The organism is Neobacillus rhizophilus, assembly GCF_018343535.1.
Lineage (GTDB): Bacteria > Bacillota > Bacilli > Bacillales > Cytobacillaceae > Neobacillus > Neobacillus rhizophilus.
On the sequence record NZ_JAGYPF010000005.1, the window covers coordinates 738,644 to 750,957 of the forward strand.

General features: G+C 42.0%; 10 protein-coding genes and 2 other annotated features. Of the genes, 9 read left to right on the plus strand and 1 reads right to left on the minus strand.

Annotated features, from left to right (window positions below; genetic code table 11):
• Positions 1–3: 3 nt before the first annotated feature.
• Together KHA99_RS26735 and ltrA are read left to right on the plus strand one after the other, a co-directional pair.
• Positions 4–1,869, plus strand: a complete 1,866-nt coding sequence (locus tag KHA99_RS26735; protein WP_213120518.1) for a PTS fructose transporter subunit IIABC — start codon at positions 4–6, stop codon at positions 1,867–1,869.
• A gap of 531 nt (positions 1,870–2,400) precedes the next feature.
• Positions 2,401–3,675 carry a group II intron reverse transcriptase/maturase gene (gene ltrA, locus KHA99_RS26740; RefSeq protein WP_213115845.1) on the plus strand — a complete coding sequence of 425 codons (1,275 nt, stop codon included), beginning with the start codon at positions 2,401–2,403 and terminating at the stop codon, positions 3,673–3,675.
• A gap of 154 nt (positions 3,676–3,829) precedes the next feature.
• Here ltrA and bcbE read toward each other — a convergent pair whose 3' ends face one another.
• Positions 3,830–5,107, minus strand: coding sequence for a bacillibactin exporter BcbE (gene bcbE / locus KHA99_RS26745; protein WP_213120519.1), 1,278 nt, complete (start codon positions 5,105–5,107; stop codon positions 3,830–3,832).
• A 188-nt stretch (positions 5,108–5,295) separates the two neighbouring features.
• Positions 5,296–5,548: a binding site (T-box leader), on the plus strand.
• Positions 5,549–5,584: 36 nt separating this feature from the next.
• Positions 5,585–5,834 (plus strand) — a binding site (T-box leader).
• 59 nt (positions 5,835–5,893) lie between these two features.
• On the opposite strand from bcbE, the gene trpE reads away from it, so the two are divergent.
• From trpE to trpA, 7 genes are read left to right on the plus strand one after another with little or no spacing between them, the layout of a single operon-like run.
• A complete protein-coding gene (gene trpE / locus KHA99_RS26750; RefSeq protein ID WP_213120520.1) occupies positions 5,894–7,285 on the plus strand; it encodes an anthranilate synthase component I in 1,392 nt (463 codons plus the stop codon).
• Positions 7,282–7,893, plus strand: coding sequence for an anthranilate synthase component II (locus KHA99_RS26755; RefSeq protein WP_213120521.1), 612 nt, complete (start codon positions 7,282–7,284; stop codon positions 7,891–7,893). The genes trpE and KHA99_RS26755 overlap by 4 nt, the downstream gene beginning before the upstream one ends.
• Positions 7,865–8,890 carry an anthranilate phosphoribosyltransferase gene (gene trpD, locus KHA99_RS26760; protein ID WP_213120522.1) on the plus strand — a complete coding sequence of 342 codons (1,026 nt, stop codon included), beginning with the start codon at positions 7,865–7,867 and terminating at the stop codon, positions 8,888–8,890. The genes KHA99_RS26755 and trpD overlap by 29 nt, the downstream gene beginning before the upstream one ends.
• Positions 8,891–9,682 (plus strand): indole-3-glycerol phosphate synthase TrpC, encoded by a 792-nt coding sequence (trpC, locus tag KHA99_RS26765; RefSeq protein ID WP_213120523.1) that lies wholly within the window; start codon positions 8,891–8,893, stop codon positions 9,680–9,682.
• Entirely contained in the window at positions 9,679–10,287 is a 609-nt protein-coding gene (locus tag KHA99_RS26770; RefSeq protein WP_213120524.1) for a phosphoribosylanthranilate isomerase, read from the plus strand. The genes trpC and KHA99_RS26770 overlap by 4 nt, the downstream gene beginning before the upstream one ends.
• An 11-nt stretch (positions 10,288–10,298) precedes the next feature.
• Complete coding sequence (gene trpB, locus KHA99_RS26775; protein ID WP_213120525.1) at positions 10,299–11,504, plus strand: tryptophan synthase subunit beta; 1,206 nt, start codon at positions 10,299–10,301, stop codon at positions 11,502–11,504.
• Positions 11,501–12,280 carry a tryptophan synthase subunit alpha gene (gene trpA / locus KHA99_RS26780; RefSeq protein ID WP_213120526.1) on the plus strand — a complete coding sequence of 260 codons (780 nt, stop codon included), beginning with the start codon at positions 11,501–11,503 and terminating at the stop codon, positions 12,278–12,280. Before trpB ends, trpA begins: the two co-directional genes overlap by 4 nt.
• The last annotated feature ends 34 nt before the right edge of the window (positions 12,281–12,314 follow it).

Consider the following 12,314-nt stretch of genomic DNA (forward strand, 5'->3'; position numbering starts at 1 on the left):
AAAATGAAAATTACTGAATTGCTTACAAAAGATACGATCCTCTTAAATATTGACGGTAAACAGAAAGATGAAGCGATTGATCAGCTTGTCGATGTATTGCTGAAGGCGGGAAAAATAACAAACCACAATGATTTCAAATCCGCCATTTTAAAAAGAGAAGGCCAAAGTACAACAGGAATCGGCGACGGAATTGCGATTCCACACGCAAAAACGGCGGCAGTTAAAGAAGCAGCTATTGCCTTTGGTAAATCCGTTGCCGGTGTTGACTATGAATCGTTGGACGGAAAGCCTGCCCATTTATTCTTCATGATTGCTGCACCAGAAGGGGCTAATAACACTCATCTGGAAGCCCTGGCACGTCTGTCCGGATTGTTAATGAAAGCTGAAGTCCGATATGAGTTATTAAAGGCCGCATCTGCGGATGAAATAATAGATATCATCAACCGTTTTGATAAAGAGGAGAAAGCGGAGGCAACAGTACCTGAAACGAAAAAGAATTCAATTGTAGCAGTGACTGGATGCCCAACCGGTATCGCCCATACTTATATGGCGGCAGATTCCTTAAAGGCCAAAGCTGCTGAATTGGGTGTCAATATCAAGGTTGAAACCAACGGTTCTGGCGGCGCCAAAAATGTGTTGACCAAAGAGGAAATTGAAAATGCAACAGCAATTATTATAGCTGCCGATATCAATGTCGAAATGGAACGGTTTAAAGGAAAACATGTCATACAGACGGCGGTTGCTGATGGCATCCGGCGTCCGGAGCAATTAATCGAACGAGCTTTAAAAAAGGACGCTCCAGTCTACAATGGCAGCGGCACTGAAGGTACTCAAAAATCAGCGCAAAAAGATTCAAAAATGGACTTTTACAAGCACTTAATGAACGGTGTGTCAAACATGCTTCCATTTGTTGTTGGGGGTGGAATCCTAATTGCAATCTGCTTTATGTTTGGCTATAACTCCTTTAAGCCGGACGATCCATCCTATAATCCGATTGCTGCTGCATTAATGACCATTGGCGGCGACAACGCATTTAAACTGATTGTACCTGTTCTAGCTGGATTTATTGCCCTCAGCATTGCAGACCGCCCTGGTTTTGCAGCCGGTATGGTTGGCGGTATGATGGCGGCAAACGGCGGCGCGGGCTTCCTAGGCGGGTTAATTGCCGGATTCTTGGCTGGTTATATTGTTCTACTTCTAAAGAAAGTGTTTGCCGGACTTCCAAAGTCGCTGGAAGGAATCAAAGCAATCTTAATTTATCCACTTTTAGGGATCGCCATTACTGGATTTATTATGCATTATGTTGTTAACAAACCGGTAGCGTGGTTAAATACAGAGATTACGCATTGGCTGACAGGTCTTGGGACTGGAAACGCTGTTCTTTTAGGGATTGTATTAGGTTTAATGATGTCGTTTGATATGGGCGGCCCTATTAATAAAGCGGCCTATGTATTCGGTACAGGCTTGCTGGCGAGTGGCGTTTACGAACCAATGGCTGCGGTAATGGCGGCAGGCATGGTGCCGCCATTAGGAATTGCGATTGCCACTACACTATTTAAGAATAAGTTTACGACTGAGGAACGAGATGCGGGTAAGGCTTGCTATGTAATGGGATTATCATTTATTACAGAAGGTGCGATTCCATTTGCGGCAGCAGACCCATTCCGGGTGATCCCATCCGTTATGGCCGGTTCTGCTGTTGCTGGAGCCCTTTCGATGGCTTTTCATATCGGTTTAAGAGCACCACACGGCGGAATCTTCGTAGTGCCGCTAGTTGAAAACAGTGCCCTTATGTATGCTTTGGCCATTCTTATCGGAGCTGTGGTCTCAGCATTATTGATTGGATTCTTGAAAAAACCTGTTAAATAAGGAAAAGCCGGCATCTTGCCGGCTTTTAATTGTGTGCCAGGCATGGCAACTATCTAGGTGGTGAAAGTCCACTGTGGGGGTACACATCAACCAACCACTAAGGAAGCGCAAGGTACTTATCGTGAGGTAAGGGCTGGAGGAAGCGTGGAATAAAATCTTGGCTCGACGAACAGAAATCTGATACTAAGGCTTTACAAAGGGATGAGGCTCCAATTCAAGTCAAAGTCCAAAAGATGTGCGTAACTTTGTAGAGTAAATCAGGCGAGTAAAAGAGGAAAGATTGTTGTCTTACCCTGGGAGGTCTTGCGGGTGTACAACTAGTACAGTCGAAAAAGGTTAGCCGCAAGAAGTCAGCAGAAGCCATAGTAGTGAAATTAGTTCATGAAGGGCTGAACAATTTATAGTGTTTCAACGCCACGAATGCATAAGTGACGTACTCCGAATGTGTTAATGGGGAAAGTATGAGCGTATCTCAAAGGATAACCAAAATGGAGCTATCACTTATTACGTGAGAGGAAAGGAGAAACGAGTGTGGAACTTTTAGAACAGATTCTAAGCAATCAAAATATGAATGAAGCCTACTTACGTGTCTATAAAAACAAAGGTGCTAGTGGGATTGATGGAATAACAGTCGATGAACTGAAGCGATATCTGAAAGAGAACAAAGATGAGCTACGTCAGCGCATCAGAACAAGAAAATACCAACCACAAGCTGCCTTAAGAGTGGAAATCCCAAAAGAAAATGGCAAGATGCGCATGTTGGGAATACCAACAGTAGTGGATAGAGTAGTTCAACAAGCAATTCATCAAGTTCTCAGTCCGATATTCGAAAAGCAATTCAGCGAATTCAGTTACGGCTTTAGACCAAAAAGAAGCTGTGAGATGGCTATTATAAAAAGTTTGGAAATTCTGAATGATGGACACGATTGGGTAGTAGACATTGACCTTGAAAGATTCTTCGATACAGTTCATCATGATAAACTCATGCGAATTATCGCAAACACAATCGATGATGGTGATGTCATCTCGTTAATCAGAAAATACTTAGTAAGTGGAGTTATGGTAAATGGGAAATATAAAGAGACTCCCGTCGGGACTCCGCAAGGAGGAAACCTCAGTCCATTATTGAGTAATATTATGTTAAACGAACTAGATAAGGAACTAGAAAGTAGAGGATTGCGTTTCGTTAGATATGCGGATGACTCCCTAATCTTTGTGAAGAGCGAGCAAGCAGCAAACAGAGTGATGAAATCAATCGTGAGATTTATAGAAGGAAAATTAGGGTTGATAGTTAATGCAGAAAAGAGTAAAATCTCTCGCCCTAAAGAGTTAAAATTCTTAGGATTTGGATACTACTATGACTTCAAAACTGAGAGATACCAAGTGAAACCTCACCCAAAGTCATTACAGAAATTTCAAAGAAAGCTACGACAACTTACAAAACGAAACGGGAGCGTCTCTCTAGATTTCAGAATTCTTAAGCTTAAACAAGTCATTTTTGGATGGGTGAACTACTTTAGAATTGCAAACATGAGAAAAGCAATGACCCAAATAGATATGAAATTACGCTCAAGAATAAGAGTAATCATTTGGAAACAATGGAAAGTTCCTAGAAAACAAATCAAGTCGCTAATCCAACTAGGTATACCCGAAGAAGAAGCAAAAGGATTAACGTTCTGCCGGAAAGGTTACCGGTATATCGGGTTATCGAAAGTTGTTCAAAGAGCAATCTCAAACAAAAGACTAAAGCAGAGGGGGATACCCTCTGCTCTTGAACGTTACTTAAAAGTACACACTGTAATATAAATTGAAACGCCGTATACGCGATCCGTTCGTACGGTGTTGTGAGAGGGGCGAAAATAAACTGCTTTATTTTCCCTCTACTCGATTGCTAATAGGTAAGCATAAATTCAACTACGCCTCATGAACCGTCCTATCGGACTCGCCAATCGGCGAGTTTTCATTTTTTTTCAGGAGGTGGCTTAATTGCGAAAAGAGCCACAATTGCTGCCAAGATGCTTAAACTGCTCATTAAAATAAAAATCCAGTGGTTCGGAAACTTCATCAATAAAGCGATAATCGGAGGTCCGGCTGCAACGCCAATAAACCTCATGGAACTGTAAAGAGAGGTAATGGTACCCCGCTCTTTCTTTTCGACCCCCTCGGTAATAAGCGCATCAAGAGAGGGGAGGCCTAGACCAATGCCAATCCCCGCAATCAGAAACATGCAAATCATAAACCAAAGCTTAATGGAAATCCATAAGGCTGCAATAGAAAGCCCTGCAGCAAGAATTCCGCCAAATGTTAACCACTTCATTAACACTTTATTTTTTTTAATCACCTTTCCGCCGATAAAGGAGGATAAGCAAAGTGCTCCAAGAGGTAATGCCAAAAAGAACCCTTTCTTAAGATCTTTAATGCCATATTCTTTTTCAAACACTTCTGATAGGTAAAATAAGATGCCAAACAGAACAAGCATAAGAATGCCGCCAATAAAAAAGATGGCATATAGCCAACGACCGCTTTCAGCAAAAGTATTTTTAACATTCATAAAGAAATCCCTAAATGGGATTGTTTTTTGCTTTTTTTGCGGTGATTTAACAAGAAATACCATCATAAGTACTGAAATAAGACAGAACACAGGGATCGAGAAAAACGGCAAAAACCAGATAAACCCAGCTAAAATTGCTCCGAAAATGGGACTTAGAACCTTGCCAAACGTATTGGAGGTTTCGATGATTCCTAAGCAGGTGCTCACATCATCCTCATTTTTAAACATATCACCGACTAGCGGCAGGACAATCGGAAATGCCCCAGCTGCACCAACCCCTTGAAGTGCACGGCCGACTAAAACCAGCCAGTAAGCGTCCAATTTCCAGGAAGCCCATCCCGAAAGCAACCCCCCGAGCGCGGCGATAATTAAACTCGGGATAATTACTTTTTTCCTGCCGATATGATCAGATAAATAGCCGGCAACTGGTATTAAGATAATGGCAACGATCGAATAAACAGTTATAATTAAACTCGACTGAAAGGAAGAAATGGATAATTCTTTCTCCAATGCCGGTAATACCGGAATTAACATGGAATTTCCTAAAGTCATGACTAATGGAATGGAAGATATAGATAGAATTGCCCACTTCTTGCTAGATATCTCACTTGAGCGATTTTGGCCAGCCTTTGATTGCTTCTTTTTAGCGGTCCGTGGATTATTCCACAATTGTTCAATGTGTTCCATTTATCCTCTATCCCGCCTTTTTTCTTTGTACTGTTAATATTCACTATTTTGATTTAAAAAAACTTAAGGAAGTAATCCTTTTAATGGTAAGGGAAATTAAAAGTTTTTATGAAAAATTCGATAATTCTAAAATTAATCCCTTGACAATATACTGGTTATTGTAATAACATAAAAAACAACAAAATGAACTTGCGGCAGTGATGAAGAGTAGTAGCTTTTACGGATTCAAAAGAGAGCTGATGGTTGGTGAAAATCAGTGATGACGTTTAAGTGAATGGACTTCTGAGCCTCCAAACCGAACCTTCCATAAGGGGACCAGTAGGCTTTGGCGAAATCTCATCGTTACATGAGACAGATATTAAAGTATTTATCTTTGATATCGGTAAAGTGAGCTAATTAGTTAGCTAATGAAGGTGGCACCACGGGTCTCCCGTCCTTTTTATGGACGAGAGGCCCTTTTTTATTGTCAAAAAAATAATGAAATCGATGAGCAAGAGGAGTACGCATATTTATTTCTTTCCAGAGAGTCGGGGAATGGTGTGAGCCCGATAAGAAAGGATTTGCCGAATGGACTTGCGAGAGACATCTTGAACTAGAGTAGGGATGTACGGAGTTCCACCGTTAAAAGGATAGGATATCGAGTTATTCGCTCTGTATCTGAAACGAGGAAGCAAACTAATTGCTTCAAAATGAGGTGGCACCACGATCCGAGAGATTCGTCCTCTATATTCATAACCATGTTATGGATATAGGGGACTTTTTTATTTTCTGAAGGGAGTCAAAACGATGAACATTAAAATGGCTATTTTTATGAAAGAAATAAGCGGTGATACTCTAACACCCATTTCCATTTTGCAAAAAATCAGCGGAAAGAAGAAATTCTTACTGGAAAGTTCCCATAAATACAATGATTCCGGCCGCTATTCCTTTATTGGCGCAGACCCAGCCATTGAGCTTGTTTCCATAGGAAAGGAAAACCGCGTGATTAAAAGAAATGGGCAAACGCAGCAAATAAGCGGAAATCCATTAGACGTTATAGATAATCTTCTGCCTGCGGTAAAACTTGATGAGCTGCCATTTCCGTTTATCGGCGGGGCAATTGGCTATGTCGGCTACGATATTATCCGACAGTATGAAGTGATTGGTAAGGAATACCCGAACAGTTTGAATATGCCGGATGTCCACCTAATGGTGTATGAGGAAGTGATCGTCTTTGATCATCTTGAGGAGAGGGTTTTTATCGTCGGTATTCCTCTTCAGGATGATTCAGACAGTGCAAGTATTGAAATGAGAATCGACAAAAGGCTTCAGGAATTAAAAACACCAAATGTTTATGATGAAGAGAATAGTTTTAGCTTGTCAGGATTTGAATCGGAAATTTCTAAGGAAGCCTTTATCAAGAATGTTGAAATTGCTAAAGAGCATATTTTAGAAGGAGATATTTTCCAGGTTGTCCTATCGAGAAGGATGAAAGCAGTCTTTGAAGGCTCTCCATTATCGCTTTATCGTAAACACAGGGCTAATAACCCGACGCCATATATGTTCTATATCGACTTTGAAGACTATACCGTGATTGGTTCATCGCCTGAGAGCTTAATTAAGACGAGAGGTAAATCAGTCATAGCCAATCCGATAGCCGGAACAAAAAGACGAGGACAAACTACTGTTGAAGATGAAGCCATACAAAAGGAATTATTGACTGATGAAAAAGAATTGGCTGAACATAAGATGCTCGTCGATCTTGGCAGAAATGATTTGGGAAAGGTTTGCGAATTTGGTTCCGTTCAGGTTGACCGGTACATGGCCATTGAAAAGTTCCGCCATGTTATGCACATCGTTTCAGAAATCAGCGGAACCCTCCTGTCAGATAAAAACGCGCTTGACGCACTTGCTGCCTGCCTCCCGGCCGGAACAGTATCAGGAGCACCAAAGGTTAGGGCGATGGAAATCATTAACACACTTGAAAAATCAAAACGAGGTCTCTATTCGGGAGCGATTGGTTACTTTTCAGTGAATGGAAACATGGACTTTGCCCTTGCGATTCGGACGATGATATTAAAAGACGGAAAGGCATTTATTCAAGCTGGTGCCGGCATTGTCCATGATTCCGATCCTGAATCGGAATATGAGGAAACCTTAAATAAATTAAAAGCATTTTTGGAGGGAACCCTGGGATGATATTACTCATTGATAACTTTGACTCATTTACCTTCAACCTTTATCAGTATTTGGGAGAATTAGGGGAAGAAGCTGCAGTTTATCGAAATAACCAGATTAGTCTAGAGGAAATCAAGGCTTTGAATCCAAAAGCAATAATCCTCTCACCAGGTCCTGGTAAACCGGAGGATGCAGGTGTTTGTATCGAAATAATTAACAACTTCTATAATAAAATTCCTATTTTAGGAATTTGTCTTGGGCATCAGGCAATTGGAGCAGCCTTCGGAAGTGAAATTAACAGAGCAAAACAAATTAAACATGGCAAAACTTCGTTCATCAATCATAATGGCAGCGGCATTTTCAATTATTTATCCTCACCATTGGAAGTGATGCGTTACCATTCATTAAAAATTGAAAAAGTTACGATGCCGCCAGAACTTGAGTGTATTGCTCATTCCATGGATGATAACGAGGTTATGGCTATTAAACACCAGGATTACCCGGTTTACGGGCTCCAGTTTCATCCAGAATCTATTGGGACTCCATTAGGAAAACAAATGCTTAAAAATTTCTTACTTGAAATAGGAAGGATGGATACAAATGAAGGAATATTTACTACAGTTAGCTGAAAAACGGTCATTCTCTGAAAACGAGATGAAGGAAGCAGTTGATTTTATATTAGGTGAAGAGGTATCGGAATCAGAAATTGCCGCTTTTTTAATGGGACTTAAATCCAAAGGTGAAACAGTTGATGAAATTGTTGGCATTGTAAAAGCGTTAAAAGGAAAGACATTGTCATTTAGAAAGAAGTTTCCGAATGCTTTGGATAATTGCGGAACTGGCGGTGACGGTTCTTCAAGCTTTAATGTAAGTACTACTTCTGCTTTTGTCCTCGCTGCGGCTGGAATACCAGTTGCTAAACATGGAAATCGAAGTGTTTCCAGTAAGACAGGAAGCGCTGACGTTCTGGAATACTTAGGCGTTAATCTTAATTTACCAGCCGAAAGTACGGAAGAGATCCTAAGCGAAATCGGGATTGCCTTTTTATTTGCACCACATGTGCATCCAAAGTTGAAAAAAGTGACGACCGTTAGGAGACAGTTGAAAATCCCGACTATTTTTAACTTTATCGGGCCTTTGACAAATCCGATCGAATTGGACTATCAACTTCTAGGCGTGTATCGCCGTGATCTTTTGCCAGTTTTTGCGGAGGTGTTAAATCTGCTTGGACGCAAGCGGGCGATTGTCCTAAATGGAGCCGGCTTTATGGATGAGGCATCCCTGCAGGGAGAAAACCATTTAACTATTTTAGAAGATGGGGTCATCACAAGCCAATCCTTTTATCCTGAAGATGTTGGTCTGCCAACCTATGATAATAGCTTCATTAAAGGCGGCGATTCGACGGAAAACGGAGAAATCTTACGGAATGTGCTAAGAGGTACAAAGGGGCCTTATCGAGATACCGTACTCCTAAATGCTGGCCTTGGTATTTTAACAGCCGGAAAGGCAGACACCATTAAAGAGGGTATAAAACTAGCCGCAGAAGTCATTGATTCCGGAGCAGCATATCACAAATTAGAAGTATTAATTGAAAAATCACGAGCAATGCAAAGAGAGGCGATATAAGTGACAACGATATTAGACCGAATTATTGAACAAAAGAAACAGGAACTGGCTCTCTTGCAGAATCAGAGTGTTTTTTATCCGGCAATAGATCGTGAAAAAAGATCGTTGCTTGATAAGCTTCAAAAGTCACAGCAAATATCTATTATTGCGGAATTCAAGCGGGCTTCACCTTCGAAAGGAATGATTAATAATGGTGTGGAACCGGCTGTACAGGCTTCCATTTACGAACAATCCGGTGCCAGCGCCATCTCCGTTTTAACTGACCAAACTTTCTTTAAAGGGTCTTTTGAAGATTTAATAGCGGTAAGGGAAACAGTGCAGCTGCCGATCCTTTGCAAAGACTTTATTATCGATCCGCTGCAAATCAATAACGCCTGCGCACATGGGGCTGACATCATCCTATTGATTGTCGCTGCGCTTGAAGAAAAAAAATTAACCGAATTATATCAATATGCCACAAACTTAGGTCTAGAGGTTTTGGTGGAGGTTCACAATCAGGCGGAATTGGAAACGGCCCTAAAGACCGGGGCAAAGCTGATTGGCGTGAATAACCGTGACTTAAAAACCTTTCAAGTTTCACTTGAAGTTACTGAAAAATTAGCAGCGGCGGTGAAACAATCAGGTGCTTTCTTAATAAGTGAAAGTGGGCTTCATAGCCAGGAAGATGTTAACCGGGTTAGAAATGCTGGAGCAAATGGCATCCTTGTCGGGGAAGCCTTTATGAAAAGTGCAAACCTAAAGAAAACCTTTTCGGATTTCCAATTGCCGCTAATAGAAGGTGCACGGCCATGAAAGTAAAAATCTGCGGGATTATGGATGTGAACACTGGACTTGCGGCAGTGGAGTATGGTGCTGATGCACTTGGTTTCGTGTTTGCAAAAAGCAAGCGGAGAATAACCGCTGAGAAGGCACAAGAAATCATTTCCGTTTTACCTAAGGAAGTATTTAAGGTAGGTGTTTTTGTCAATGAATCACAAGCTGAAATTGAACGGATTGCAGCAATTGCGGGCCTGACTCATATTCAACTGCACGGAGAGGAATCGGAAAACTTTAGTGAGTCCCTTTCGCTCCCGGTGATCAAGGCTGCCAGTTTTGAAGGAAATGAGAAATTAGCGGAACTTAGGGATTTTCCTGCGGAGTATATTCTTCTTGATGGCCCCAAAGGGAAATACCACGGGGGAAACGGGACAGCATTCACATGGAGTGAGGTGAATGCCGGACTCCTTGAGGGGAAAAAGGTCATCCTGGCCGGAGGGCTGCACCAAGAAAATGTAGAAGCAGCCATAAACACCATTCAACCATATATGGTCGATGTGAGTTCCGGGGTAGAAACCGATGGGGTAAAAGATCTGACGAAAATAAAAGCATTTTTAGAAAAAGCAAAAAGCGAACGCTAGGAGGATATTAGATGAGTACTTATACATTACCGAATGAAAAAGGACATTTTGGCATATATGGCGGGAAATTTGTTCCTGAAACACTAATGAAGGCTGTAACAGAACTGAATGAAGCCTACAACGAGGCAAAAAATGACCCGGAATTTCAAGCTGAGATTGATAGATTACTAAAGGAATATGTTGGCAGGGAAACCCCGCTTTATTTTGCGGAAAACCTGACAAAGCATGCCGGGGGGGCCAATATTTATTTAAAAAGAGAAGATTTAAACCATACTGGTGCCCATAAAATCAATAACGCGATCGGTCAGGCGCTGCTAGCTGTCCGTATGGGAAAAAGAAAAATTGTAGCGGAAACTGGCGCCGGCCAGCATGGAGTTGCCACAGCTACCGTTTGTGCACTGTTAAACCTTGATTGCATCATTTTTATGGGGGAGGAAGACATCAGGCGGCAGGCCTTGAACGTGTATCGGATGGAGCTTTTAGGGGCGAAGGTTGTCAGTGTAACATCAGGCAGCGCGACCTTAAAGGATGCCGTAAATGAGGCCCTCAGGTATTGGGTCGCCAATGTCGATGATACCCACTATTTATTGGGGTCCGTGTCCGGTCCACACCCATTTCCGGTCATTGTCAGGGATTTTCAAAGTGTCATCGGCATGGAAACAAAACAACAATTCTTAGCTAGGAACGGGAGCCTTCCTCATGCGGTCGTAGCCTGTATTGGGGGCGGAAGTAATGCGATGGGAATGTTCTATCCTTTTATCGATGATGAAGAGGTAAAACTCTTTGGTGTGGAAGCCGCCGGTCATGGCGTTGATACACCATTTCATGCTGCGTCGCTGACAAAAGGGAGACCGGGAGTCTTGCATGGAGCCTTAATGTACGTTTTGCAAAACGAAGATGGCCAAATTCAAGAAGCACATTCCATTTCTGCCGGGCTCGATTATCCGGGCGTGGGGCCGGAGCACAGCTATCTAAAGGACAGCGGGCGGGCTAGCTATCACTCGATAACTGATAAAGAAGCCCTTGATGCCTTTCAGCTATTATCGAAGCTTGAAGGAATTATACCGGCACTTGAAAGCTCCCATGCGGTTGCGTTCGCTGTAAAATTGGCTGGTCAGCTTGGAGCCGGCCAAAATATTGTAGTCTGCTTATCAGGGCGTGGAGATAAAGATGTGGATGCAGTCAAATCAAGACTTAAAGGGGGCAGCGGAAAATGAATCGAATTGAACAAGCTTTTCAACAATTGAATAAGGAAAACAAAAAAGCTTTTGTGCCTTATATAATGGCCGGAGATGGCGGCTTGGAGAACCTGCCTGAAAGGCTGGCACTGTTAGAAAAATTCGGGGCAACGGCGATTGAAGTGGGTGTTCCTTTCTCTGACCCGGTTGCTGATGGTCCTACTATTCAGCGCGCTGGTATAAGAGCATTACAAAATGGAACATCATTAAAAGGGATAATCAAGGAAATCACAAAAGCACGTGAATCGGTCACTATTCCTATTATTCTCATGACCTATTTAAATCCTGTTTATTCATACGGAATTGAGACATTTGTCCGTGATGTTCAAACGGCAGGTGTCGCAGGCTGCATTATTCCGGACCTGCCTGTGGATGAAGAGGCAATCATTGCCCCGCTGCTAGAACAAGCGGAAGTGGAATTGATTCGACTCGTAACACTGACTACACCAATCGAACGAATCAGAGAGATTTCTAATAAAGGTAAGGGATTCTTATATACCGTTACTGTCAAAGGGATTACAGGAACAAGAAACGAATTTGGTAATGAACTGCATTCATTTTTACAAGCTGTTAAGGAAGTTAGTCCAATTCCTGTATTAGCGGGCTTTGGCATCTCAAGTCAAGAGCAGATAAAGGAAATAACGAAGTATTGCGATGGAGTAGTAGTTGGCAGTAAAATTGTCGAGTACTTTGCCAATAACCAGCTAGAAGAAATGGAAGAATTCATGACAATTTATAAACAAACATTCGCATAAATTGAAGGAGGCGTCTAGTGATGATGCCTCCTTT